20 protein-coding genes and 1 pseudogene are annotated in these 25630 nt (G+C 65.2%); 18 read left to right on the forward strand and 3 right to left on the reverse strand.

The window, feature by feature from the left end; all coding sequences use genetic code 11:
* Positions 1–42: 42 nt before the first annotated feature.
* Genes tssK through tagH form a run of 3 tightly spaced genes read right to left on the reverse strand, consistent with a single transcriptional unit; the run spans position 43 to position 3310 of the window.
* The gene (gene tssK, locus ACZ899_RS18205; RefSeq protein ID WP_234561213.1) at positions 43–1377 is read right to left on the reverse strand and encodes a type VI secretion system baseplate subunit TssK; all 1335 of its coding nucleotides are present in this window, start codon (positions 1375–1377) and stop codon (positions 43–45) included.
* A gap of 15 nt (positions 1378–1392) precedes the next feature.
* Positions 1393–1893, reverse strand: a complete 501-nt coding sequence (gene tssJ, locus ACZ899_RS18210) for a type VI secretion system lipoprotein TssJ (RefSeq protein WP_186712079.1) — start codon at positions 1891–1893, stop codon at positions 1393–1395.
* A gap of 49 nt (positions 1894–1942) precedes the next feature.
* Positions 1943–3310 (reverse strand): type VI secretion system-associated FHA domain protein TagH, encoded by a 1368-nt coding sequence (gene tagH / locus ACZ899_RS18215; RefSeq protein WP_234561214.1) that lies wholly within the window; start codon positions 3308–3310, stop codon positions 1943–1945.
* Positions 3311–3707: 397 nt separating this feature from the next.
* On the opposite strand from tagH, the gene tssA reads away from it, so the two are divergent.
* The 18 genes and pseudogenes from tssA to ACZ899_RS18305 all read left to right on the forward strand — a co-directional run bounded on the left by tssA (position 3708) and on the right by ACZ899_RS18305 (position 25629).
* The gene (gene tssA, locus ACZ899_RS18220; protein ID WP_234561215.1) at positions 3708–4748 is read left to right on the forward strand and encodes a type VI secretion system protein TssA; all 1041 of its coding nucleotides are present in this window, start codon (positions 3708–3710) and stop codon (positions 4746–4748) included.
* A gap of 73 nt (positions 4749–4821) precedes the next feature.
* Positions 4822–5337, forward strand: a complete 516-nt coding sequence (gene tssB, locus ACZ899_RS18225) for a type VI secretion system contractile sheath small subunit (RefSeq protein ID WP_023632506.1) — start codon at positions 4822–4824, stop codon at positions 5335–5337.
* A gap of 11 nt (positions 5338–5348) precedes the next feature.
* Positions 5349–6843 (forward strand): annotated as a pseudogene (gene tssC / locus ACZ899_RS18230) (type VI secretion system contractile sheath large subunit).
* A 148-nt stretch (positions 6844–6991) separates the two neighbouring features.
* Positions 6992–7480 carry an Hcp family type VI secretion system effector gene (locus tag ACZ899_RS18235; protein WP_023632508.1) on the forward strand — a complete coding sequence of 163 codons (489 nt, stop codon included), beginning with the start codon at positions 6992–6994 and terminating at the stop codon, positions 7478–7480.
* A 72-nt stretch (positions 7481–7552) separates the two neighbouring features.
* Positions 7553–7993: a type VI secretion system amidase effector protein Tae4 gene (locus ACZ899_RS18240; RefSeq protein ID WP_203648716.1), complete on the forward strand. Its 441-nt coding sequence runs from the start codon at positions 7553–7555 to the stop codon at positions 7991–7993.
* Positions 7990–8430: a hypothetical protein gene (locus tag ACZ899_RS18245; protein ID WP_203648718.1), complete on the forward strand. Its 441-nt coding sequence runs from the start codon at positions 7990–7992 to the stop codon at positions 8428–8430. The genes ACZ899_RS18240 and ACZ899_RS18245 overlap by 4 nt, the downstream gene beginning before the upstream one ends.
* Complete coding sequence (tssE, locus tag ACZ899_RS18250) at positions 8424–8939, forward strand: type VI secretion system baseplate subunit TssE (protein ID WP_234561216.1); 516 nt, start codon at positions 8424–8426, stop codon at positions 8937–8939. The genes ACZ899_RS18245 and tssE overlap by 7 nt, the downstream gene beginning before the upstream one ends.
* Positions 8936–10798, forward strand: a complete 1863-nt coding sequence (gene tssF, locus ACZ899_RS18255) for a type VI secretion system baseplate subunit TssF (RefSeq protein WP_234561217.1) — start codon at positions 8936–8938, stop codon at positions 10796–10798. The genes tssE and tssF overlap by 4 nt, the downstream gene beginning before the upstream one ends.
* Positions 10762–11811, forward strand: coding sequence for a type VI secretion system baseplate subunit TssG (gene tssG, locus ACZ899_RS18260; RefSeq protein ID WP_234561246.1), 1050 nt, complete (start codon positions 10762–10764; stop codon positions 11809–11811). The genes tssF and tssG overlap by 37 nt, the downstream gene beginning before the upstream one ends.
* Complete coding sequence (gene tssH, locus ACZ899_RS18265) at positions 11804–14479, forward strand: type VI secretion system ATPase TssH (RefSeq protein ID WP_234561218.1); 2676 nt, start codon at positions 11804–11806, stop codon at positions 14477–14479. The genes tssG and tssH overlap by 8 nt, the downstream gene beginning before the upstream one ends.
* Before the next feature lie 11 nt (positions 14480–14490).
* The gene (locus ACZ899_RS18270; protein WP_234561219.1) at positions 14491–16428 is read left to right on the forward strand and encodes a type VI secretion system Vgr family protein; all 1938 of its coding nucleotides are present in this window, start codon (positions 14491–14493) and stop codon (positions 16426–16428) included.
* Positions 16429–16440: 12 nt separating this feature from the next.
* Positions 16441–16875, forward strand: coding sequence for a DcrB-related protein (locus ACZ899_RS18275; RefSeq protein WP_232854845.1), 435 nt, complete (start codon positions 16441–16443; stop codon positions 16873–16875).
* 8 nt (positions 16876–16883) lie between these two features.
* Positions 16884–21290: an RHS repeat-associated core domain-containing protein gene (locus ACZ899_RS18280; protein ID WP_234561220.1), complete on the forward strand. Its 4407-nt coding sequence runs from the start codon at positions 16884–16886 to the stop codon at positions 21288–21290.
* A gap of 1 nt (position 21291) precedes the next feature.
* Positions 21292–21894: a hypothetical protein gene (locus ACZ899_RS18285; protein ID WP_234561221.1), complete on the forward strand. Its 603-nt coding sequence runs from the start codon at positions 21292–21294 to the stop codon at positions 21892–21894.
* A 69-nt stretch (positions 21895–21963) separates the two neighbouring features.
* Entirely contained in the window at positions 21964–23106 is a 1143-nt protein-coding gene (locus ACZ899_RS18290) for an ankyrin repeat domain-containing protein (RefSeq protein ID WP_234561222.1), read from the forward strand.
* A 39-nt stretch (positions 23107–23145) separates the two neighbouring features.
* On the forward strand, positions 23146–23592 hold the full coding sequence (locus ACZ899_RS18295) for a hypothetical protein (RefSeq protein ID WP_234561223.1): 447 nt from the start codon (positions 23146–23148) through the stop codon (positions 23590–23592).
* Between the two features lie 68 nt (positions 23593–23660).
* Positions 23661–23810, forward strand: coding sequence for a hypothetical protein (locus ACZ899_RS18300; RefSeq protein WP_234561224.1), 150 nt, complete (start codon positions 23661–23663; stop codon positions 23808–23810).
* Positions 23811–23964: 154 nt separating this feature from the next.
* Positions 23965–25629, forward strand: a complete 1665-nt coding sequence (locus tag ACZ899_RS18305; protein ID WP_234561225.1) for an FMN-binding glutamate synthase family protein — start codon at positions 23965–23967, stop codon at positions 25627–25629.
* Position 25630 lies beyond the last annotated feature (1 nt).

The raw sequence follows: 25630 nt of genomic DNA on the forward strand, positions 1-25630 counted from the left end.
GCCCGCTCCCACGAGGTTGCGACATGATCGAACGCCATCGCGTTATCCCCGAATCGCCCAGAAGGCCAGGTTCAGGCCGGGGAACTCGCCGGCGACGTAAAAGGCGAAACCACCGGAATGCTGCAGCTGCTTCCAGTGCTCGCTCCCCCGGTCGAGTTCGAAGTAGGTGGAACCGGCATGGAACGGAATCTGCCGTGGCGCCACCGGCAACGGCAGCAGGCCGATGCCTGGCAGCTGCAGGTTGACCAGGTCGCGGATGTGCTCCACCGCGCCGATTTTGCTCTGCTGGCCGAAGCGGCTGCGCAGGGTCTCGCTGGGCACGTCGGCGCGCACCACCAGGACGAAGCTGGCGCTGTCGAGCAGGCTGCGGTCGGCCAGCATGCCGACATGGATGCCGTAGGCCTTCTCGACCAGCGGGATGGCCACGGCCTTGCTGTCGATCAGCATCGACAGGGCCTCGCGCAGGGCGGCCAGCACCGGGGCGAAGGTGGCCGCCAGGTCGTCGTGCTGGTACACCGGGTAGGCCTCGGGGCGGCGACCTTCACGGGTGAAGGTGGCGAACTCGCCGGCCAGGGCCACCAGCTCGCTGTACAGCCGCTCGGGGTGCAGCGGCGTCAGCTGGTTGAGGTGCTCGACCAGCGGCTGGGCGCGGTTGACCAGTTGCAGCAGCATGAAGTCGGCGATCTCCGAGGCACCGCCGTTGGCCGAAGCCACCACGCGCCCGGCCAAAGCCTCGCCGCGCTGGTGCAGCAGGCCAAGCAGTTCGCCACGGAACCCCGACAGCAGGTTGCTGGCGGTCACATCGAGCAGCGGCGGGATGTAACCGTCATCCAGCACCAGGGCGCGGTCGGCGCGCTTCTCCCGGATGCGCACCACGCCCAGCGCGGCATAGTCGCTCAGGCCGTCCTCGGCGCGCAGCAGGCGCAGGGCGCGGCTGCCCAGGGCCAACGGCGCGCGGTTCTCGAACGGGGCGTTGTCGTCGCGGACTTCGCTGATACGGCTGACATAGCGCGCACCATCAGGTATTTCACCGTCGTCGACGGTATCGCGGGCACCGGCGCGCTTGAGCGGCAGGCCCAGGTAGATCACGCCGTTGCGCAGGTCGTCGGGAATCTCCAGCGGCGCAGGCGGCAGGTCGTCACGCGGGATATCGAACGGCGTGCCGTCCGGCAACAGGCCACGGGCGCTGAGGATCGCCAGCTTGCCCTGGGCCAGCAGGCCCTGGTCGACCAACAGCTCGGAAAAACCCCAGGCGGCGGCGCTGAGGGGCCGGTTGCGGGCGTCGACGAAATTTTCCAGGTAGCGGTCGTGCTGCTGGAAGTGCTGGGTGGTGATGAACATCCCTTCCGACCAGACCACGCGATTGTTCCAGGACATGGGTTCTCCGATTGCCTAGCGGGCAGGCTCAGGTTGTGGGGTGGCCACGGCGCTGCGCACGGCGCGCACATCGAGGCTGATCTGATAGTCACGAGGCGGCACCGGCAGCACGCTGCGCCACTGGGCCTGGTCGACCTCGCGGTAGCCGACCACCAGGCCGACCTGGCGCGTGGCCGGGTCGAGCGGACGCTCAAGGCGCAGTTGCTCGCCGGGCTGGAGCAGGACCTCGTCCTGGTCGATCAGGTCGGCGGCCAGGGTGGCCTGGGCACGCTCGGCCAGGGCGAAATAGTCGGCGCGGGCGAAGGCGGCGCTGTTCTTCAACTCGTAGATGCGTACCCGCACCGGCGCGGGCGTGCCACCAGCGCCCGGGTTGAGCCCGGCCGCGGCACTGAAGTACAGGGTGATACCCGTGGCCGCCGGCGCCGCGTCGGTAACGGCGGGCTCGACCGGGCTGTCCTTGCTGCAGGCACTGAGCAGCACCATGGCCAGGGCTGCGATCAGTCTCGTTGCACTCATCCTCGTCCTCATGACGTCCTGTGTTCTTCCTGTGCTCCGGGCGTTGGCCTCAGGAGCGTTGAATGCGTTGACTATGGGCCTCGTAGGCGCGACTGAACTCGCGACCGAACAGGTCCTGGAAGTCGTCTTCGGCTTCCCGGGAAATCTGGCTGTAGAGCTCGGTGAACTGCTGCCAGCAGTGGGCCTGGCGCGAACCGCCGAACAGCTTGGCCAGCCCGGCGGCGGGCGCCAGGCGCTGCTCCAGGCGGGCCGGCTCGAAGCGCTCGAGCAGGTGTTTGATGGCCGCCTCGACCCCCGCCATCACCGCCAGCTGGTGGGCGCGCAGGTCGTCGAAACTGTCGCGCACCGCCTGGTCCGGGGCCATGAACGCCTGGTTGCCCTCGCGCAGTAGCAGCAACAGCGCTTCGTCGGCGTTGGGGGCGAACTTCAGCGGGTTGTTGCGCACCGGGGCGATGGTGGTCTGCTGCATGCGGAACTCGCCCTTCAGGCTGCTGCGTGCGCGCAGCACGTCGATCAGACCCTCGACCATCAGGCGGTAGCTGCGCCCGACCGCCTCCATCTGCGCGGCGGCATCGGCCGCGTCGATGCGCAGGTGCTCGATGCCCGCGCCACGCAGGAAGGCCTGCAGCAAGGCATCGCCGGCGCCAACCGGGTCGGGCGCAGGCACAGCGACTGGCGGTGCCGGGGGCATGGCGACGGGTGCAGCCGGTATCACCGGCTCTGGCAGGGGCGGCGCGATGACAGGCGCAGGCTGGGGGGCAACGACGGGGGTTTCGTCGAGCAGGTTCCAGTCATCGGGGATCATGCCCGGCGCGGCGGGCATGGCGGCCGGCACTGGCGCAGGCGGCGGCGCCACTGGCGTGGGCGGACGGAAGTCATGCTGCTGGGCGGGGACATGATCCGGCTGGCTGACCGGAGGCACAGTGGATGGGCCAAGAAAGTCGAACAGGTCCGGCAGGGTATCGTGGCTCGACGCCCCCTGCAGGAATGCGGCCGGCGCGCCGACGATGGGCGCGCTCGGGGCGGCCACCTGGTTGGCCATCAGGGCTTCGAAACTGTGGGCTTGCGGCTGCCCGGCGAGCGGAATCGACAGGCCTGCGTCGATGCGCGCCTGGATTTCGTAATCGCCAATTCGAATAACTTCGCCATCCATCAGCGGCTCGCTGTTACCGCGACGCAGGCGAATACCGGCATGCACCAGTTCCACGCCGTTGGTGCTGTTATCGGTCAAGTAATAGCGGCCATCCTTGAACTGGATCACACAATGTTTCGAAGAAACAAGGCGTTCCGGATCGGGAAGTACCCAGTCATTATCCGCCGCACGACCTACGCTGATGGCACCGTTTTCCAGCAACTTCTCCGGGCATTGCCCAGGGGTGATCTTGTGATAACTGGTAATGGTCAGGCAAAGTGCCATCACGCCTCCTTGCATATATATGAAACACTCACACATCCATTTGAGTGGATTCGCGAGCCCGACCCCGCTTTCCGGCTAAACCCTTGTAAGTACTGGGCCTCACACCGAAATTCGCTTCCCGGAAAGGTCGTATTAAACCCTATCGGCAAGGCACTTTGATGGCACCTGACCAATGGACACGAATACCTGCCAACTGGTTCACAGTCGCCCTTCGCGGCGCGTAGCTTACCTTGACAGCAATTTGGAAATAAACCATAAATGCGCAACTTAAGAGTGCCAAAGTGATATCACAGTGATATCAACTTCGCATTCTTTGACAAGTTTGTGCGCCATTTCACATTTGCAACTTGGCGCAAACGACGCCCTCACCAAGGGCCGATATGGAGATCGATTTCTGGTGAACTCACCGCAGCTGCTCGCCGCTGTTTCCGCAGACTTTCCGTGCGGCGACGACCTCGAATACGATGCCGATTTCCTGCAACTGGAACGTGATGCCCAGGGCCGCCCCGAGCGTGTGATGGGCGACGCCGTGCAGCCGGCCGAACCGCCGCAGTGGCGCGCCATCGAACAGTCCTGCACAGGCCTGCTGCAACGCAGCAAGGACCTGCGCATCACCCACTTTCTGGTCCAGGCCAACCTGGCCCTGCACGGCCTGCCGGGCCTGGCCGCGAGCCTCGAACTGATCCGCGATCTGCTGGGCGAATACTGGCTGCACCTGCACCCGCAGCTGGACGCCGCCGACGACAACGACCCTACCGTGCGCGTCAACGCCCTGGCCGGACTCACCTGCGACACCAACATCGCCCTGCTGCGCGACGCCGTGCTGGTGCGTTCGCGCACCTTCGGCCCGGTCACCCTGCGTGCCGCCCTGCATGCGGCGGGCGTGCAGCACTTCGCCAGCGAGCAGTTGAGCGCCGAGGAACTGGCCGCCGCCCTGCGCGACGCCGACCCCGAGCAGCTCGCGCAATGCCGCCAGGCCCTGCAACTGGCCCGCGAAGCCCTGGACACCATCGAGAGCCGGGTCAACGACCAGGTCGGCTCGGCCAGCGGCGTCGACCTGTCCGCCCTGCGCCAGCCGCTGCGCCAGGTCCAGCAGGTGCTGACCGACTACAGCCCGGAAGGCTCGGCGCCGGTCAGCGCGAGCATGGACGAAGTGACGGCGCCCGGCGCCAATGACGACCCGCAGCCCGCCGTCGCCGCGCCACGTGCCGCGGCTGTCGCGGCGCGCCCCGGCGAGGTGAACAGCCGCGATGACGTGCTGCAGAGCCTCGAGCGTGTGCTCCAGTACTACGCCCGCCACGAGCCCTCCAGCCCGCTGCCGGTGCTGCTGCGCCGGGCGAAGAAGCTGGTCGACGCCGACTTCGCGACCATAGTCCGCGACCTGATCCCCGATGGCATGTCGCAATTCGAGAACCTGCGTGGCCCGGAACACGACTGACGTCGTTCCGGCCGCCTAAACACCGACGCCCGCAACAAACAGAGCCGCCGTACCGGCGACCAGGAGGAACAACGTGGCGAAAGACAGCTCCCAGAAATTCATCGCGCGCAACCGTGCGCCGCGAGTGCAGATCGAATACGACGTCGAGCTGTACGGCGCCGAGAAGAAGGTCCAGCTGCCCTTCGTCATGGGCGTGCTCTCGGACCTCGCCGGCAAGCCCGCCGAGCCACTGCCGGCCGTGGCCGACCGCAAGTTCCTGGAGATCGACGTCGACAACTTCGACTCGCGCCTGAAGGCCATGAAGCCCCGCGTGGCGTTCAACGTGCCCAACGAGCTGACCGGTGAAGGCAACCTTAGCCTGGACATCACCTTCGAGAGCATGGACGACTTCAGCCCCGCCGCCGTGGCGCGCAAGGTCGATGCCCTGAACCAGCTGCTCGAGGCCCGCACCCAGCTGGCCAACCTGCTGACCTACATGGACGGCAAGACCGGCGCCGAGGACATCATCCTCAAGGCCATCAAGGACCCGGCCCTGCTCCAGGCCCTGGCCAGCGCGCCGAAACCTGCCGACACCGAGCCGAAGGCCTGAGGAGACCGACCATGAACGATCCGTTGCGCGACAGCCAGGCCCCGCAGGCGGCCACCCAGGACCCGAGCGAGTTCGCCAGTCTCCTGCTGCAGGAATTCAAGCCCAAGACCGAGCGGGCCAAGGAAGCCGTCGAGAGCGCCGTGCGCACCCTCGCGCGAGCAGGCCCTGGCGCAGACCAGCCTGGTCTCCAACGATGCCATCGGCTCGATCGAGCAGATCATTGCCGCCATCGACGCAAAGCTCACCGCCCAGGTCAACCAGATCATCCACCACGATGACTTCCAGAAACTGGAAAGCGCCTGGCGCGGCCTGCACTACCTGGTCAACAACACCGAGAGCGACGAGCAGCTGAAGATCCGCGTGCTCAACATCTCGAAGAACGACCTGCACAAGACCCTGAAGAAGTTCAAGGGCACCGCCTGGGACCAGAGCCCGGTGTTCAAGAAGCTCTACGAAGAGGAATACGGCCAGTTCGGTGGCGAGCCCTACGGCTGCCTGGTGGGCGACTACTACTTCGACCAGTCGCCACCCGACGTCGAGCTGCTGGGCGAAGTGTCCAAGGTCTGCGCCTCGATGCACGCGCCGTTCATCTCCGCCGCCTCGCCGACGGTGATGGGCATGGGCTCGTGGCAGGAGCTGTCCAACCCGCGCGACCTGACCAAGATCTTCACCACCCCGGAATACGCCGGCTGGCGCTCGCTGCGTGAATCGGAAGACTCGCGCTACATCGGCCTGACCATGCCGCGCTTCCTGGCGCGCCTGCCCTACGGCGCCAAGACCGACCCGGTGGAGGCCTTCGCCTTCGAGGAAGACACCGACGGCGCCGACAGCAGCAAGTACACCTGGGCCAACGCCGCCTACGCCATGGCGGTGAACATCAACCGTTCGTTCAAGCATTACGGCTGGTGCTCGCGTATCCGCGGCGTGGAATCCGGCGGCGAAGTCGAAGGCCTGCCGGCGCACACCTTCCCCACCGACGACGGTGGCGTGGACATGAAGTGCCCGACCGAGATCGCCATCTCCGACCGCCGCGAGGCGGAGCTGGCGAAGAACGGCTTCATGCCGCTGCTGCACAAGAAAAACACCGACTTCGCCGCCTTCATCGGCGCCCAGTCGCTGCAGAAGCCGGCCGAATACGACGACCCGGACGCCACCGCCAACGCCAACCTGGCCGCGCGCCTGCCGTACCTGTTCGCCACCTGCCGCTTCGCCCATTACCTGAAGTGCATCGTTCGCGACAAGATCGGCTCGTTCAAGGAAAAGGACGAGATGCAGCGCTGGCTGCAGGACTGGATCCTCAACTACGTCGACGGCGACCCGGCGCACTCCACCGAGACCACCAAGGCCCAGCACCCGCTGGCGGCCGCCGAAGTGGTGGTCGAGGAAGTCGAAGGCAACCCGGGTTACTACAACTCGCGCTTCTACCTGCGCCCGCACTACCAGCTCGAAGGGCTGACCGTGTCGCTGCGCCTGGTGTCGAAGCTGCCTTCGGCCAAAGGGGCCTAAGCCTGAACGGGGCCGCTGCGCGCCCCATCGCGGGACAAGCCCGCTCCTACAAAGGCTGCACAAATCCTGTAGGAGCGGGCTTGTCCCGCGATGGGCTGCACAGCAGCCCCAATAGCACCGCCAACCGACTGGAAATTCCGAGGACATCATGGCTGTAGATATTTTCATCAAGATCGGCGACATCAAGGGCGAGTCCCACGACAAGGCCCACAAGGACGAAATCGACGTGCTCAACTGGAGCTGGGGCATGTCCCAGTCCGGCAACATGCACCTGGGCAGCGGTGGCGGCTCGGGCAAGGTCAACATCCAGGACCTGTCGATCACCAAGTACATCGATAAATCCAGCCCCAACCTGATGGCCCACTGCTCCAGCGGCAAGCACATCGACAAGGTCAAGCTGACCGTGCGCAAGGCCGGTGGTGAAAGCCAGGTCGAGTACCTGATCATCAACCTCGAAGAGGTGATCATCAGCTCGCTGAGCACCGGCGGCTCGGGCAGCGACGACCGCCTGACCGAGAACGTGACCCTGAACTTCGCCAAGGTCACTGTCGACTACCAGCCGCAGAAGGCCGACGGCACCAAGGAAGGCGGCCCGATCAAGTACGGCTGGAACATCCGCTCCAACGTCAAGATCTGACCGACCGCGCCCGTGCCGCCCCAGGCGGCGCGGGCGCCCTTCCCCACGCCTCACCCGCCCACGGTGAACATCATGGCCAAGCCTTCCTTCATCAATCTGTGGAATGCCTATCCGAGCGAATCCTCGCCTTGCGATGGAGGCTGGGACAACCAGTGCGCCATCCGCATGAGCATCGCCCTCAATGGTGAACACACGATCAAGGTCAATGCCAGAACCTACAGCGAGCCACGCTGTGCCCATGACCACGCCAGGGGCGCGGAGTCACTGGCGAACTGGCTGTGGAAACACCATCTCGGCGCGCCTCTGCAACTGAGTGGCAGTGCGAATGACCGTCTGAAACTCAATGAGAAACGCGGCATCATCTTTTTCAAGGACTGCTTCGCCCGTGCAGGGCAGTCATACGAGAACCGCACCGGCGATCACATCGACCTCTGGGATCGAGGTCGGGTAACCGGCTACTTTGCCGACCAGGCCCATCGCTCCAAGGCTGTATGGTTCTGGGAGCTGAAATGAAAAGACTGCGCAAAGTCGTCCCTGGCCTGTTGATCGCGCTTGCCCTGAATGCATGCGCTCAGCAGAGCTCGACTGGCACCCCCCAAGACCTTCAGGTCAATCTTGCGGCCCAGACGCTGTCGTTGGTGAACCACGAAGGTCGCTGCGCATTGCGCAAGGCCGATCAGTCGTTGCTTGAGCTGGACATGCCTTGGCCCTGCCAGCTCAGTCCGGAGCGGCTGACTGGCAAGCCTCGCGTCGAGCATTTCAATGGTTCGCAGATCATCATCGTCAGCCATGTGGAGGCCGACCCGTCGCAGCCCGGCCGGTGCAATAGCCAGTATCAGGCCGTACGCCTGGTAGGGGCCAGCCTTGAGCCTTCGATTCTCGCGAAGGGTGGCAGTTGCTCGACAGGCCCTGTAGATCAGAAGGACTTCGTGGGGCTGTTCCAGTGGTAGCCGAGATCGCCACCCGCGACCGCCTGCAGCCCTCGCTGCTGGATCGCCTGACCGACGACGACCCGGGCAATCCGCAGGAAGCCCCCGACAAGCGCGTGCTCAGCCTGTCGCAACTCAAGGCCTCGGTGCTGCGCGACCTGGCCTGGCTGCTCAACACCACCTCGCTGCTCGACACCGGCGCCACGCTGAATTCACCGGCAGGCGCCTCGGTGATCAACTACGGCCTGCCCGCATTGGCTGGTAACAGCGCGTCGAACATCGACCTCAACGCGCTCGAACGCATCATCCACCAGGCCATCGCCACCTACGAGCCGCGTATCCTCGCCCATACCCTGAAGGTGCGCGCCCAGGCCGCGCCCGGCGAGATGAACGCCAACGCCCTGAGCTTCGAGATCGAAGGCGACCTCTGGGCCCAGCCGGCGGCCCTGCCGCTGCTGCTGCAGACCGACGTGGACCTCGAGTCCGGGCACGTGCGCGTGGCCCCCGCCGACCGCCGGAGACGCGCATGAACCCGCGCCTGCTCGAGCTGTACAACCAGGAACTGCAGCACATCCGCGAGGGTGCCGCCGAGTTCGCCAAGGAATACCCGAAGATTGCCGGGCGCCTGACGCTGTCCGGGATCGAATGCGCCGACCCCTATGTCGAGCGCCTGCTGGAAGGCTTCGCCTACCTCACCGCGCGGGTGCAGCTGAAACTCGACGCCGAATACCCGACCTTCACCCACAACCTGCTGGAAATCGCCTATCCGCACTACCTGGCGCCGACCCCGTCGATGACCGTGGTGCAACTGCAGACCGACCCCGACGAGGGCTCGCTGGCCGCCGGTTTCCAGCTGCCCCGTGACAGCGTGCTGCGCGCCAACCTCGGCCGCAACTCGCAGACGCCGTGCGAATTTCGCAGCACCCAGGACGTGACCCTGTGGCCGCTGCAGGTGGCCCGCGCCGAATACTTCGGCAACCCCGGCGCCGTGCTCGGGCGCCTGGCCGCCAGCGAACCGAAGGCCCGCGCCGGCCTGCGCCTGACCTTGCGCAGCGGCGCGGAAATCCCGTTCAACAGCCTGCCGCTGACGCACCTGCCGCTGTACCTCAATGGCGCCGACGAAACCCCATTCCGTCTGTACGAACAACTGCTGGGCAGCGCCTGCGCGGTGTTCGTGCGCCAGCCCGGGGCCGACTGGGTCGAGCGCATCCCGGTCGAACAAGCCTTGCTGCCGTGCGGCTTCGACGACCGCGAAGCGGCGTTGCCGGTGGTGCCCCAGGCGTTCCAGGGCTATCGCCTGTTGCAGGAGTACTTCGCCCTGCCGCAGCGTTTCCTGTTCGTCGATTTCGCCGGGCTGGAGCGCGCGGTCAAACGTTGCGATGGCCAGGAACTGGAGCTGCTGGTGCTGTTCGAGCGCTTCGACGCCGCGCTGGAAAGCAGCGTGGGCAGCGCGCAGTTCGTGCCGTTCTGCACCCCGGCGATCAACCTGTTCCCGCGCCGGGTCGACCGCATCCACCTGACCGACCGGGTCCACGAGCACCATGTGATCGCCGACCGCACCCGGCCTACCGACTTCGAGATCCACTCGCTGCAGCAGGTCAGCGGCCACGGCACCGGACCGGACCAGGCGTTCCTGCCGTTCTACGCCGTGCGCGACCCGTCGCGCTACGGCCGTGACCAGGCCTACTACATCGTCCGCCGCGAGCCACGGGTGCTGTCCAGCGAGCAGCGACGCAACGGCACGCGCTCCAGCTACATGGGCAGCGAGACCTTCGTCAGCCTGGTCGACGGACACCAGGCGCCGTACCGCCACGACCTGCGCCAGCTGGGCATCAGCGCGTTGTGCAGCAACCGCGACCTGCCGCTGTTCATGAACGTCGGCGACGGGCGCAGCGACTTCAGCCTGGCCGACAGCGCGCCGGTGTCCGCGGTGCGCTGCCTGGCCGGCCCCAGCCGACCGAAGGCCAGCCATGCCCACGACAACCGGGCCTGGCGCCTGATCAGCCAACTGTCGCTGAACTACCTGTCCCTGGCCGAACAGGGCCAGGGCGCCGCCGCCCTGCGCGAACTGCTGCGCCTGTACGGCGACCAGCAGGACAGTGCCCTGCAACTGCAGATCGACGGCCTGCGCGAGGTCAGCTGCAAGCCCTGCACCCGGCGCCTGCCGATGCCCGGCCCGATCGTCTTCGGCCGTGGCCTGGAGATTACCCTGACGTTCGACGAAAACGCCTTCCGCGGCACCGGCGTGTTCCTCCTGGGCGCGGTGTTCGAGCGTTTCCTGACCCGCTACGTGTCGATCAACAGCTTCACCGAAACCGTGCTGCGCACCAGCGAACGTGGCGAGATCATGCGCTGGAAAGCCAAGCCCGGGCGCAGGCCGACCCTGTGAACACGCTACAGGCCATGCAGGCAGAGCCCTGGGAGTACGACTTCTTCCAGGCGTTGCGCCGCCTCGAGGCGGAAAACCCCGAGCTGCCGCGCTTCGGCCATTCGCTGCGCCTGGCCGATGAGCCGGTGCGCCTGGGCCAGCGCCTGGATTGCAGCTTCGCCCCGGCAACGCTGGCCTCGGTCACGGCCAACGACGATCAGCCGGCGCGCCTGGAGCAGTTCTTCTTCGGCCTCGGCGGCCCCAACGGCCCACTGCCGCTGCACCTGACCGAGTACATGCGCGAACGCCAGCGCAACCACGCCGACCCGACCAGCAAGCGCTTCCTCGACATCTTCCACCATCGCCTGCTGAGCCTGTTCTACCGTGCCTGGGCCGAGGCCCGGCCGACCGTCAGCCACGACCGCCCCGGCGACGACTACTGGGCCGCGCGCCTGGCCGCCCTCAGTGGCCGCGGCCAGCCGGAACTGCAAGGCCAGGGGCCGCTGGCCGACACCGCCAAGCTGCACTGGTCCGGCCACCTGGCGGCGCAGACCCGCTACCCGGACGGTCTGTGCAGCATCCTGTCGAGCTATTTCGGCGTGCCGGTGCAGCTCGAGGAATACGTCGGCCAGTGGCTGGAGCTGCCCGAGCGCAGCCAACTGGGCGTGCGCGCCAACCGCCTCGGAGTGGACCTGTGCCTGGGCCGTTACGTCTGGGACCGCCAGCACAAGTTCCGCTTGTGCCTGGGCCCGCTGACCCTCGACCAGTACCACGCCCTGCTCCCCGGCGGGCAGGCGTTTATCGAGTTGGCGGCCTGGGTCGCCGAGTACCTGGGCCAGGAACTGGACTGGGACCTCAACCTCATCCTCGCGCAGGGCCAGGTGCCCGCGCTGCAACTCAATGCCGGTCAGCGCCTGGGGTTCGACACCTGGCTCGGCCGCCCCTCGCACGATGCACGCGACCTGAAGCTGGCCCGGTACTACGCCGACCAGCCAGTCGCCGCGCCCCACACAAGGAGTCAGGACCATGGGTGAAATCAGCCGCGCCGCGCTGTTCGGCAAACTCAACAGCGTCGCCTACAAGGCCATCGAGGCCGCCACGGTGTTCTGCAAGCTGCGGGGCAACCCCTATGTCGAGCTGGCGCACTGGCTGCACCAGCTGTTGCAACTGCAGGACAGCGACCTGCACCGCATCATCCGCCAGTTCAACGTCGAGCCGGCGCGCCTGGCCCGCGACCTGACCGACGCCCTGGACCGCCTGCCACGGGGCTCGACCTCGATCACCGACCTGTCCTCCCAGGTGGAAGAGGCCGTCGAGCGCGGCTGGGTCTACGGCAGCCTGATGTTCGGCGAAAGCCAGGTGCGCACCGGCTACCTGCTGGTCGGCATCCTCAAGACCCCGAGCCTGCGCAACGCGCTGCTGGGGCTGTCCGGCGAGTTCGCCAAGCTGAAGATCGAAGCCCTGAGCGAGCGCTTCGACGAGTACGTCGGCGACTCGCCGGAAAACAACCTGGCCGCCAGCGACGGCTTCAGCGCCGCCGCGCCGGGAGAGGCCAGCGGCGCCATGGCTCCGGCGGCGATGGGCAAGCAGGAGGCGCTCAAGCGCTTCACCGTCGACCTCACCGAGCAGGCCCGCAGCGGCAAGCTCGACCCCATCGTCGGCCGTGACGAGGAGATCCGCCAGCTGGTCGACATCCTCATGCGCCGCCGCCAGAACAACCCGATCCTCACCGGCGAGGCCGGCGTCGGCAAGACCGCCGTGGTCGAAGGCTTCGCCCTGCGTATCGTCGCCGGCGACGTGCCGCCGGCACTGAAGGACGTCGAGCTGCGCAGCCTGGACGTCGGCCTGCTGCAGGCCGGCGCCAGCATGAAGGGCGAGTTCGAACAGCGCCTGCGCCAGGTGATCGAGGACGTGCAAGCCTCGCCCAAGCCGATCATCCTGTTCATCGACGAAGCCCACACCCTGGTCGGCGCCGGCGGCGCGGCTGGCACCGGTGACGCCGCCAACCTGCTCAAACCGGCCCTGGCCCGTGGCAGCCTGCGCACCGTGGCCGCGACCACCTGGGCCGAGTACAAGAAACACATCGAGAAGGACCCGGCCCTGACCCGCCGCTTCCAGGTGGTCCAGGTCGACGAGCCGAGCGAGGCCAAGGCACTGCTGATGATGCGCGGCGTGGCCTCGACCATGGAGAAGCACCACCAGGTGCAGATCCTCGACGAAGCGTTGGAAGCCGCCGTGAAGCTGTCGCACCGCTACATCCCGGCGCGCCAGCTGCCGGACAAGTCGGTGAGCCTGCTCGACACCGCCTGCGCCCGCGTCGCCATCAGCCTGCACGCGGTGCCGGCCGAGGTGGACGACAGCCGTCGGCGCATCGAGGCGCTGGAGGTGGAACTGCAGATCATTGCCCGCGAAGCCGCCATCGGCGTCAAGACCGAGCAGCGCCAGGCCCAGGCCGACAACCTGCTGACCGAGGAACGCGAGCGCCTGGCCGCCCTCGAGAGCCGCTGGGCCGAAGAGAAAGCCCTGGTCGACGAGCTGCTGGCCACCCGCGCGCAACTACGTGAACAGGTCGGCGTGGTCGATCAGGAAGTGGACGTGCAGGGCAGCCATGAACTGCGCGAAAAACTCGTCGACCTGCAGCAGCGTCTGAGCCAGCTGCAAGGCGAAAGCCCGCTGATCCTGCCGACCGTGGACTACCAGGCGGTGGCCTCGGTGGTCGCCGACTGGACCGGCATCCCGGTGGGCCGCATGGCGCGCAACGAGATCGAGACCGTGCTCAACCTCGACAGCCACCTGGCCAAGCGCATCATCGGCCAGGACCACGCGCTGAAGATGATCGCCAAGCGCATCCAGACCTCCCGCGCCGGCCTCGACAACCCGAACAAACCCATCGGCGTGTTCATGCTCGCCGGCACTTCCGGCGTGGGCAAGACCGAAACCGCGCTGGCCCTGGCCGAAGCGATGTACGGCGGTGAGCAGAACCTGATCACCATCAACATGAGCGAGTTCCAGGAAGCCCACACCGTCTCCACCCTCAAGGGCGCGCCACCCGGCTACGTCGGTTACGGCGAGGGCGGTGTGCTGACCGAAGCGGTGCGCCGTCGCCCGTACAGTGTGGTGCTGCTGGACGAGGTGGAAAAAGCCCACCCCGACGTGCACGAGATCTTCTTCCAGGTGTTCGACAAGGGCGTGATGGAAGACGGCGAAGGCCGCCAGATCGATTTTCGCAACACCCTGATCCTGCTCACCACCAACGCCGGCACCGAGCTGATCGCCAACATCTGCAAGGACCCGCAGGCCCTGCCCGATCCGGAGGCCGTGGCCACCTCGCTGCGCAAGCCGCTGCTGGAGATCTTCCCGCCGGCGCTGCTCGGCCGCCTGGTGACCATCCCCTACTACCCGCTCAGCGACACCATGCTCAAGGCCATCACCCGCCTGCAGCTTGAGCGCATCCGCAAGCGCGTGGAAGGCACACATAAGGTCGGCTTCGCCTACGACGACGGCGTGGTCGAGCTGATCGTCTCGCGCTGCAGCGAGACCGAAAGCGGTGGCCGCATGATCGACGCCATCCTCACCAACGGCCTGCTGCCGGACATGAGCCGCGAGTTCCTGACCCGCCTGCTCGAGGGCAAGCCGCTGGCCAGCGTCAGCATCAGCCGCCGCGACAATGACCTGCATTATGACTTCGGCGCCGCCGACTGACAGGACCGACCATGCTGTTCAAGCAGTTCACGCGCCTGGCGCAGATCAACAGCCCCCTGGGGCCGGACAAGCTGATCCTTGCCGAGATGGGCGGCAGCGAGGAGCTCGGCCGCCTGTTCGACTACGAGCTGCAGCTGACCAGCGACGACCCGGCCATCGACCTCAACCAGCTGCTGGGCAAGCCCATGAGCCTGAGCGTGCAGCAGAGCGTCGGCACCTCGCGGCACTTCCACGGCATCGTCGCCCGCTGCAGCCAGTCGGTGGACCAGGGCCAGTTCGCCGCCTACCGGGTCACCCTGCGTCCGTGGCTGTGGCTGCTGACGCGCACCAGCGACTGCCGGATCTTCCAGCACCTGAGCGCGCCGCAGATCATCAAGCAGGTGTTCCGCGACCTGGGCTTCTCGGATTTCGAGGACCTGCTCAGCCGCAACTACCGCGAGCGCGAGTACTGCGTGCAGTACCGCGAGACCAGCTTCGACTTCGTCAGCCGCCTGATGGAGGAAGAAGGCATCTACTACTTCTTCCGCCACGAGCAGGAACGCCACGTGCTGGTGCTGGCCGACGCCTACGGCGCGCACCAGAAGGCACCAGGCTACGAGACCGTGCCCTACTACCCGCCGGACGGCCAGCACCGCGAGCGCGACCATATCAACGACTGGCACCTGGCCCAGGAAGTCCAGTCGGGCTCCCTGGAGCTCAACGACTATGACTTCCAGCGCCCCAGCGCGCGCATCGACGTGCGCTCGGCCATGCCGCGCCCGCACCAGGCCGGCGACTACCCGCTGTACGACTACCCCGGCGCCTATGAGCAGACCCAGGACGGCGAGCATTACGCGCGCACCCGCCTGGAGTCGCTGCAGAGCCTGCACGAGCGGGTCGAGCTGCGCGGCAATGCCCGGGGCCTGGGCAGCGGTCACCTGTTCAGCCTGAGCAACTTCAGCCGCCAGGACCAGAACCGCGAGTACCTGATCGTCGCCGCCCGCTACTACGTGCACCAGGAGCGCCTGGAAAGCGGTGGCGGCAGCGGCGCGGCGCAGTTCGAGAGCAACCTCAGCTGCATCGACGCGCAGCAGAGCTACCGCCCGGTGGGCAGCACCCTGCGGCCGATCGTCAAGGGGCCGCAGACCGCCGTGGTGGTCGGCCCGTCCGGCGAGGAGATCTGGACCGACCAGTACGGTCGGGTCAAGGTGCACTTCCACTGGGACCGCCACGACCAGTCCAACGAGAACAGCTCGTGCTGGATCCGCGTGTCGCAAGCCACGGCGGGCAAGAACTGGGGCTCGATCCAGGTGCCGCGGATCGGCCAGGAGGTCATCGTCAGCTTCCTCGAAGGCGACCCCGACCGGCCGATCATCACCGGGCGGGTGTACAACGCCGAACAGACGGTGCCCTACGACCTGCCCGGCGGCGCCACCCAGAGCGGCATGAAGAGCCGCTCGAGCAAGGGCGGCAGCCCGGCCAACTTCAATGAAATCCGCATGGAGGACAAGAAGGGCGCCGAACAGCTGTACGTGCACGCCGAGCGCAACATGGACACCGTGGTCGAGCAGAGCGAGACGCTGTCGGTGGGCATCAACCGCAACCAGACCGTCGGCATGCTCGAGACCATCACCATCGGCCAGGACCGCATCCGCGCCGTGCGCCGCGACGACATGCTGCTGGTCGGCGCCAGCAAGACCGACAGCGTCAGCACCAGCTACCTGATCGAAGTCGGCGAGAACCTGCGCCTGGTCTGCGGCAAGAGCGTGATCGAGCTCAACGCCAGCGGGCAGATCAACATCAGCTGCGAGCAGTTCAGCTTCCACGCCAACGCCGACGCCGAGATCAACACCGGTGGCACCCTGGACCTGAACGTGGGCAGCGGCGCCCAGACCGACCCGAAGAACCAGGGCGTGAAATCGACCATCGACGGCGCAGTGAAGGCCCTCTTCCCCGCCGCCGGCAAGTAACGAGACCGAACCATGAGTTACCGCCTCAACGAATTCCGCTTCGCCCTGCCCGACGCGCAGGTACGCGACACCAGCATCAACATCCTGCGCTTCGAGGCCCTGGGCACCTCGCTGATCGTCAGCCGCAGCCTGCTCGAAGAGGGCGAGACCCTGCAGAGCAACTTCGACGGCCAGCTGCAGCGCCTGCAGCAGCAGGTCAAGGACCTGCAGTTCCAGCCGGCCCGCGCCACCCAGGTGGGCGCGGCCCAGCCGATCGAGGCGATCGAGCTGAGCAGCCAGTTCAGCAAGGGCCAGGAGAAGGTCTACCAGTACCAGCTGGCGCTGGTGCTGCCGGGCACGCGCAAGATGTTCGCCCTGAGCTACGTCAAGCCAACCCCGCTGGGCGAGGCCGAGGCCGCGCACTGGGCGACGCTCAAGCAGTCCCTCGCCTTCGACAACCTGGGTTGACGTAGCGGATGTCCGACGCACTCTGGGCCGCCCGCGAGGGCGATGCGCTGTTGCACACCTCGGTGATGGCCGACATCATCGGCGGCGTGCTGGAAGTGGCCGCCAACGTCGCCATCGGCGCCCTGGCCACCGCCGCGGTGGCCGCGGCACTGGGCCTTACCGTGGTCACCGGCGGCCTGGGCTGTTTCGTGCTCGGCGCGGTGGTGGGCCTGGTGGTCGGCGTGGTCATGGCCAAGACCGGCGCGGACACCGGGCTCAGTCGATTATGCGAGGGCATCGGCAACGCCCTGTTCCCGCCGACCGTGCAGGCCACCATCGTCAGTGGCTCGCCCAACACCAAGACCAACGGCAAGCGCGCCGCACGCGCGGCCGGCGTGGTCACCGCCCCCTCGGCACCGTCCAGTGGCGGGGGTGGTGGCGCGCAGGCCGAGGAGCAGGAAGAGACCTTCCTCGACATGGCCAAGGGCTTCTTCTCGCAGATGTGGCGGCCGACCGTCGCCAGCCCCGCGCCCAACACCCAGGAAGCCCCCGACGACAAGGTGCTGTGCACCAAGCACCCGCCGATGCCGCCGCAGTACCTGGCCGAGGGCTCGAGCAAGGTGCTGATCAACGGCCACCCGGCCTGTCGCAGCGGCGATCGCAGCACCTGCGAGGCGGTGATCGTCGATGGCGGACTGGTGTCGAACAACGTGCGCATCGGCGGCGGGCCGATCGTGGTGCGCGAGATCCGCAGCGGCAAGACACCGGGGATCGGCCTGGCGATTACGGCGTTGATGATGTTGCGGGGGCGGGGGGGGAAGTTTTATAGCAAGTTTGGGTGCATGTTGATTGGGGGTGTCACCAGTTTCGCCACGAGCCAGGTAACCGGTGCCTTGGTCCAAGCGATGTCCGGCTCACCTAACCCGGTGCACGCGGCGACAGGCGCCAAAATCCTCAGCGGTGGTGACGAGCTCGACTTCAGCGTCCAGGCCTTGCTGCCGTTGGACTGGCAGCGGTTCTACAACAGCCGCGACGATCGCCTCGACGGACTGTTCGGCGCTCGCTGGAGTGTCGAGTACGAGGTCGTGGTAGAGATCGTTCTTGATCCGGACGGCAATGAACGACTGCTATTCACCGACGAGCAGGCACGTTTGATTGACATGGGATCAATTGCTCTCGGTGATGCGGTTTTCAGCGTCGCCGAAGGCCTGAGTGTGCGCCGTTCCATACACAATGAGTTGCTGCTGGAGGACATCGACAAAGGCCTTTACCGCTTGTTCCACCCCTCGCCTGACAACCCCAGGCGACTACGTCTGTGCATGATGGGTGATCGCAATGACAACCGTATCCACCTGGATTACGACAGTTGCGGTCGCCTGGTGCGATTGCGCGATACGTTTGACCTGGCACAGGTCGAGCTGAATTATTCGACGCAGTGGCCCACAAGGGTAAGCAGTGCCACCCAACGCCATGCTGATGGCGAGCTACAGGTGCTGTCGCGCTATGAATACGACGCGTGCGGCGACCTGATCACGGTATTGGACGAACAAGGGCAAGTTCGACGGCGCTTCGCCTACGACGAACAAAGGCGCCTGATCGAACATCAGGACGCAGCAGGTCTGCGCTGTTGCTACGCGTGGACACTGACCGACGACGACTGGCGCGTCACGCGCTACTGGAGCAGCGCTGGCGACGAGTACCACTTCGAGTACGACATCGCAGCGGGGATCACACGTGTCGTCGACAACCTGCAACGTATATCCACGCGCCAGTGGAACAGCCAGTACCAGATCACCGAATTCGTCGACAACGTTGGGTCCACCTGGCAGTTCGAATGGAACGAAGATCGCCAACTGCTTGGCGCTGTCGATCCATTAGGTGGGCAGTGGCGGTTCTTCTACGACGACTCCGGGAATATCGCACAGACCATCGATCCACTTGGACGAAGCGAATCGACACAGTGGCTGGAACACTGGTCATTGCCAAAGTCGGTGCTGGACCCTGCCGGAAATCGTTGGATCTATGGCTACGACACACGTGGCAATTGCATTCGCCAGACCGACCCCCTCGGTCATGTCACGCAGTATCGCCACGACGATCATGGTCAGCTGAGTGAGATCATCGACCCCGCCGGCAGATCGAGAACACTGCGCTGGAGCACCTTGGGTCTGCTGCAGCAGGAGACCGACTGCTCCGGCTTTGTCACACGCTACGCTCATGACCGCAACAGCCATCTGCAATCGATCACCGATGCTGCGGGTGAGCGAACCGAGTTCGAGCATGACTCGCAAGGGCGTCTGCTGGCGTTGGTGTTACCCGATGGAGATCGAGAATCCTATCGCTACGATTGCGCCGGCCAGCTTGTTCAGACACTGGACGCATTGGGTGGCTTGACCCAATACCGCTATGACAGCCGCGGACTCCGGACACAGACCATTGACCCGCAGGGCCGCACACTGGGTTACGAGTACGACGCTTATGGCCGCCTGTTGTCGCTGATCAACGAAAACAACGAGCGCTACAGCTTCCACTGGGACAATGCCGATCGCCTTGTCCGGGAGCGATTCCTGGATGGTACTGCAAGGGTGTATCAGCATGACGCGTTGCATAACGTCGTACAGGTGACCTTCACCCCCACACAGGACGATTCGCCAGCCTCACCGGAGCCGATTGTGCATCGGCTCGAACGCGATGCGCTGGGTCGCCTGACCGGAAAATACACTGCAGACGGTCTCACCACCTATGGCTACGATGCGCTCGACCAGTTGACCAGCATCTGTTTCCGGGACAAAACCGGCCAGGACGAGACACTCTCCCTGCACTTCGATCCGCTCGGCCAACTGCTTGAGGAACATAGTCCACAAGGCGTACTGCGTCATCAATACGATGAACTGGGGAATCTCAGCCGTACTCGACTACCCGACGGCCGATGGCTCAATCGCCTTTATTACGGCAGCGGGCATCTGCACCAGATCAACCTCGACGGCCATGTCATCAACGACTATGAGCGCGACCGGTTGCACCGCGAGGTGGCACGCACACAAGGGCCACTGACGACCCACAGCGAATACGACCGCAACGGGCGGCTGCGCACCCGCAAGTGCCGACCGACTACCCAGTCGGTACAGCTACCGGTCGCTATCCAACAGCGATTCGAGTATGACGCCCGCGACCAGTTGATCCGACGTACGCGACAGTTGCCAGGTGCGCCACTCCGCGACCAACTGGTCCAGCATGATGCCAGTGGACGCCTGCTTGGCATTCATGATCTCAATCGTGCCCAGCACGAGTCCTATCGCTACGATCCTGCCGGCAATCTGCAGGATGCAGGCAATGCCGGAGCCCTCCGACACGATCGCCTGCACACCTATCAGGACAAGCGTTATCGTTACGACGCCTTTGGCCGGCTTGTGGAGAAACGCAGTAGCAGACGCGCAAGACAGTTGTTCGGCTATGACGCCGAACATCGGCTTGTGGAGGTCCGCACTCTTCATGCCGGCCGTGAACGCAAGGTCCGCATGCGCTATGACCCTCTCGGAAGGCGAGTGGAAAAAAGCGAGTACGACGAGCACGGGCTTCTGCTCGGCCAGACAGATTTCGCCTGGGATGGCCTGCGTCTGCTGCAAGAAAAACGCCACGGCCGTGCCAGCCTGTATCTGTACGAGGGAGAGAGCTACGAACCCCTGGCGCGGGTCGATGGTACCGGCCCGGACCAGCAGATCCTGCACTTTCACAACGATCTCAGCGGCCTTCCCGAACTATTGACCGATGAGCAGGGCCAGATCACCTGGCAGGCCAACTACCTCGCTTGGGGCAATACGTTCGAGGAGTCATCTTGCACCGGTAGCCTGCACGAGCAGAACCTGCGGTTCCAGGGCCAATATCTGGACAGGGAGACAGGGCTGCACTACAACACTTTCCGCTACTACGACCCCGACATCGGCCGGTTCACCCAACCGGACCCCATCGGTCTTTCGGGTGGACATCAACTATACGCGTATGCACCCAGTCCGCTGAGCTGGATTGACCCACTGGGCTGGCTGACCTTGACCGGGAAGACCAAGGGCGGCATGGATCGGGCGTCCAAGGCCTGGAGAAGCCGCCACGGACCGGCGTCCCTACGGGACCACCACATGATCCCACAAGAGATGTGGCGGGACAGGGACTTCCGGACCCAGATGAAAAATGCCGGTATAGCCAATCCCAAACGCTACATAGACCAGCAGATTTCACGCATTCCCAACGTCCAGCACGCCGACTTGCATAGCAAGGGCTGGAACAAGGACTGGGAAACTTGGTTTGGCCGCAATCGCAACTTCACCAAGAGAGACCTGCAGAAACAGATCAAAACCATGATGCGTCAGTACAACCTGCCCAAGGCTACTCGAAACCATGTGCGCCGCTATGGCCAGAACAGCAAGAGCTGTGGAGCTTGATATGAACATCTATTTTGTCAGCAACGCACAAACACCCTGGGGCGATTGGGGTGAAGTGCTAGCCTACGGCATGATCGCCTGGGACGAAGATACCGACATTGACAGCATCGAGCGTACCGGTCCCTACACACCGCCCGCCTATATCCGCTCTGGCCTGCTGGTACTGACCGAGCCGACAAAGGAAGCGTTGGAGAACTCTGGCCTGAAAGGTATCAGCCGCTTCGAGCATCTGGAAAAGACCCATATTGTCGAACTCGACTGGCAGCAATGGGACGCGGCCAAGGACATCAGCGTCTACCTGGAGCTGGATGGCGAGCCCGAATCGATCATCGAGTCACGCCCCCATGCCCCACAACTGGCAGCACGCATGCCGGCGTTCTGGTGCGCCTACGTCGCTGGCAAGGTCGCCTTGCGCATGGACGAGAGTGTAAAGAGCAATGATCCCTCTCATTACCTGGAGGTAGTCCGTGCTGATGAGCACGCCGACTTCTTCAAGGCCGATGTGCACGGCGGCTATTTCGTCAGTGAACGGGCAAAGAACTGGCTCGAGCAGCACTGCCCGGAAGCATTCCAGTTCGCCTTGATCCCCCTCCCGCGCAAGTGATATTTCCGTGGGGCTGACAAGGGTCTTACTTAACCTGAACCAGACCCTCGGACGGGGAACCGCTATTTGATGATCGGTTGGCAACAACTCTACGAAAAGCATGAGACCAAGCTCGACCGCCTCTACGACGATGTAGAAGAAGGCAAGCTGGAGCGGCTACGTGCGTTCGCACAGAAATACCCCGAGCTTCTGGTGCTGCCCCGCTATGGTGAAGCCGACGAGGAGGGGCTGCTGCACATGGCCGCTCGGGCCGGACAGGCGGCGAGCTGTGGCCTGCTCCTGGAGCTGGGCCTGGCGCCGAACCAGCCGTATGTAGACGAGGGCCATGCCAGTGCTCTCGAACTGGCAGCCAGTGAAGGGCACCTTGAAACCTGCGTTTGCCTGCTCGATGCCGGTGCCTGGGTCGACGGCCTGCCACTCAGCGTCTGCCCACCGCTATACGCAGCGGCCCAATCGGGCCACAACGAGGTCGTTGCACTACTGCTGACACGAGGCGCACAGGTCAATCGCCTGCACCGACGCGCCAATGACAGCGCACTGGACGCTGCGCGCGAATGGGGGCATCAGCGCACGGTCGATCTTCTGCTCGAACACGGCGCACGCAGCATCAACGATGTCGAGGGCGCCGATGCCGAAGGCGCCGGACAGGCCATTGTCACCTTTGTGCACAATACCGCTGGGTGGGTCCTGCCCACCGCGTTCTGCCCTCCCAGTGAAGACCCTCGCAGCAAGCTGCATGTCAGCCTGATCGATAGCAAGACCGACTACAAGCTGCTGTTCACCACCGGCCTGTACCAGGTTGCCCCGATGATCGAGTTGTTCCTCTGCCTGCCAGGTGACTGGGCACTGCCCCAGGCCGGATTGCCGGTGCCAGACGCCTGGTGTTTTCCAGTAGGAATACTGGCACGCCTCGCCGCCAGAACCTTCGAGCACGGCCCTGTGGCCGAGGGCATGCTGTTCCAGCGTGACGATCCACAGTTTGCCAACCTGCACTGGCCTTGCGCGGTGGATGCGCTGTTGGCGGTGGACAAGCCCTGGAACAAGCATGGTGATGGCGAGCGGATTCCCGAAAGTGAGAAGGTCACCCTGCTGACCCTGGCACCGGTGAAGTTCACCGGCAAGGGTGCTCCGACCGCCAAGGCCCTGGCCGCGCTCATCGAGCGTAAACGCAAGGCGAGCTGGAAGGTCCTGGCACTGGAGACGCCGAACTGAAGTGGAACAACCCGTAAGACGCAAAGGATGCTATTGACCATGACCTCGCAAAAAATCGTGCTTTCCGACCAGGATCACGGTCTGGGCCAGATCGGCGGCGGTGCCCGTCTCAAGGATGCCTCGCTGTGGCCAAGAAGCCCGGACACTGGTGAGCCAATGATCCCGCTGCTGACATTGAGCGAACGCTTCCTGCCCGTCAGCTTCATTCCCCCCAGCATGGCGATCACGGTGTTCATCACTGCGCGCCAACATGACGGTGCTTTCAGCCGGTCCACCCAGCGCCACTACACCGTCAATCAGCAGAGCGAGCTCGACGAAAAACGCGCCAATGGTTTTGCCGGGTCATCCTGCACGAGCTGGCCGACCAGTCGATCGCACCGCCCACCACAGCCTTCCTGCTGGACCGTGCCTACATTCAGTTCGAACCCTTCAGCGATGAGGAAGAAGAACAGGAACTGGAGGACGAGGACAGCGGTATCGACCTGAGCAAGCCCGTCGGCAGGCCTTGCTGGCTGCAGGACCCGATCTACGAACCCCAGCGCTTCCTGTTCCTGATGCAACTGCTCGACAGTGATGTGGCCGCCGCCAGCCCGCAGCACGTGGGATTGTTCTCGGACGGTATCGGCTACCTGTATGTCGACAGGCAGGCACGGCGCGGCAAGCAAGGCGATGAAGCCGGCTTCTTCTTCATCCAGTTCACCTGATTGGAGACCGGCGCCTTGGCTCCGATCAAACCTGACCGTGTGTACTCCTCCAAGGCAGTTCCGCGTCGAGTAACAGTCTTTTACCGAAACCCCAGGTTTTCCTCCCGCAGCCTTTGCCTATCCTAGGCCGGGTCATCCCGCCTGCGATGGACCCATGAAAGACTCGCTCCCCAGCCGCTATGCCTGCCTGTTCCTGTGCCTGGTCTTCACGATCGCCAGCGCTCCGTTCCTGCTTGCGCACACCTGGCTCTGGCCCTTCACCGTCATCAGCGCCCTGCTTAGCCTGGTCGGCCTCAACGACCTGCGCCAACGCCACCACGCCGTGCGCCGCAACTATCCGATCCTGGGCAACATCCGCTACCTGATCGAAACCATCCGCCCGGAGATCCGCCAGTACCTGATCGAGGGCGACGACGACAAGCTGCCGTTCTCCCGCGCCCAGCGTTCGCTGGTCTACGCCCGGGCCAAGAACGAAAGCGCCGAGAAAGCCTTCGGCACCCTCAACGATGCCTACAAGCCGGGCTTCGAGTTCATCAGCCATTCGATGCTGCCGGTGCCGATGGCCGACCCGGCCTCGTTCCGCATCCGCATCGGCGGCCCGCAGTGCCGCCAGCCGTACTCGGCGTCGATCTTCAATATCTCGGCCATGAGCTTCGGCGCCCTCAGCGCCAACGCCATCGCCGCGCTGAACAAGGGCGCGCGCCTGGGACGCTTCGCCCATGACACCGGCGAGGGCAGCATCAGCCCCTACCACCGCGAACACGGCGGCGACCTGATCTGGGAAATCGGCAGCGGCTATTTTGGCTGCCGTACCGAGGACGGCCACTTCGACCCCGATCGCTTCGCCGAACAGGCCCGCGCGCCACAAGTGAAGATGATCGAGATCAAGCTCAGCCAGGGCGCCAAGCCGGGCCATGGCGGGATTTTGCCGGGGCACAAGGTCAGCGCCGAGATCGCCGCCACCCGGGGCGTGCGCGAAGGCGAGGACTGCATCTCGCCGGCCGCCCACAGTGCCTTCAGCACACCGCGGGAGCTGCTGCAGTTCGTCGCCCGCCTGCGCGAGCTGTCCGGCGGCAAACCGGTGGGTTTCAAGTTCTGCCTGGGCCATCCGTGGGAGTTCATGGGCATCGCCAAGGCCATGCTGGCCACCGGCATCACCCCGGACTTCATCGTCGTCGACGGCAAGGAAGGCGGCACTGGCGCGGCGCCCCGGGAGTTCTCCGACAACATGGGCGTGCCGCTGCGCGAGGGCCTGATGTTCGTGCACAACACCCTGGTGGGGCTGAACCTGCGCGAGCGCATCCGCATCGGTGCGGCGGGCAAACTGGTCAGCGCCTTCGACATCGCCAGCGTGCTGGCCATCGGCGCGGACTGGGTGAACTCGGCGCGGGGCTTCATGTTCGCCATCGGCTGCATCCAGTCGCAGAGCTGCCACACCAACAAGTGCCCCACCGGGGTGGCGACCCAGGACCCGCTGCGCCAGCGCGCACTGGTGGTGCCGGAGAAAGCCGAGCGGGTCGCCAGTTTCCACCGCAACACCCTGCATGCCCTGGCCGAGATGCTTGCCGCCGCCGGCCTGGACCATCCCTCTGAACTCAAGCCCAAGCACCTGGCGCGGCGTATCAGCGCCAGCGAGATCAGCCTGTTTTCGCAGCTGCACACCTTCCTCAAGCCGGGCGAGCTGCTCAGCGGCACGATCGACAGCGAGTTCTATGCGCGGATGTGGCGGATGGCACGCAGCGACAGCTTTGCACCGGAGACGGGGGAGATCGAGGTGGCGGCGGCCAGCGTGCGCCGGAAAGAAACAGCCCCGGCATAGG

This window comes from Pseudomonas sp. TE31087 (assembly GCF_057284075.1).

Excerpts from the sequence above, each read along its gene's own strand:
- tssK (WP_234561213.1), bottom strand. The coding sequence starts at position 1,377 with ATGTCCTGGAACAATCGCGTGGTCTGGTCGGAAGGGATGTTCATCACC.
- tssJ (WP_186712079.1), bottom strand. The coding sequence starts at position 1,893 with ATGAGTGCAACGAGACTGATCGCAGCCCTGGCCATGGTGCTGCTCAGT.
- tagH (WP_234561214.1), bottom strand. The coding sequence starts at position 3,310 with ATGGCACTTTGCCTGACCATTACCAGTTATCACAAGATCACCCCTGGG.
- ACZ899_RS18235 (WP_023632508.1), top strand. The coding sequence starts at position 6,992 with ATGGCTGTAGATATTTTCATCAAGATCGGCGACATCAAGGGCGAGTCC.
- ACZ899_RS18240 (WP_203648716.1), top strand. The coding sequence starts at position 7,553 with ATGGCCAAGCCTTCCTTCATCAATCTGTGGAATGCCTATCCGAGCGAA.
- ACZ899_RS18245 (WP_203648718.1), top strand. The coding sequence starts at position 7,990 with ATGAAAAGACTGCGCAAAGTCGTCCCTGGCCTGTTGATCGCGCTTGCC.
- tssF (WP_234561217.1), top strand. The coding sequence starts at position 8,936 with ATGAACCCGCGCCTGCTCGAGCTGTACAACCAGGAACTGCAGCACATC.
- tssH (WP_234561218.1), top strand. The coding sequence starts at position 11,804 with ATGGGTGAAATCAGCCGCGCCGCGCTGTTCGGCAAACTCAACAGCGTC.
- ACZ899_RS18270 (WP_234561219.1), top strand. The coding sequence starts at position 14,491 with ATGCTGTTCAAGCAGTTCACGCGCCTGGCGCAGATCAACAGCCCCCTG.
- ACZ899_RS18275 (WP_232854845.1), top strand. The coding sequence starts at position 16,441 with ATGAGTTACCGCCTCAACGAATTCCGCTTCGCCCTGCCCGACGCGCAG.
- ACZ899_RS18280 (WP_234561220.1), top strand. The coding sequence starts at position 16,884 with ATGTCCGACGCACTCTGGGCCGCCCGCGAGGGCGATGCGCTGTTGCAC.
- ACZ899_RS18285 (WP_234561221.1), top strand. The coding sequence starts at position 21,292 with ATGAACATCTATTTTGTCAGCAACGCACAAACACCCTGGGGCGATTGG.
- ACZ899_RS18290 (WP_234561222.1), top strand. The coding sequence starts at position 21,964 with ATGATCGGTTGGCAACAACTCTACGAAAAGCATGAGACCAAGCTCGAC.
- ACZ899_RS18295 (WP_234561223.1), top strand. The coding sequence starts at position 23,146 with ATGACCTCGCAAAAAATCGTGCTTTCCGACCAGGATCACGGTCTGGGC.
- ACZ899_RS18300 (WP_234561224.1), top strand. The coding sequence starts at position 23,661 with ATGCAACTGCTCGACAGTGATGTGGCCGCCGCCAGCCCGCAGCACGTG.
- ACZ899_RS18305 (WP_234561225.1), top strand. The coding sequence starts at position 23,965 with ATGAAAGACTCGCTCCCCAGCCGCTATGCCTGCCTGTTCCTGTGCCTG.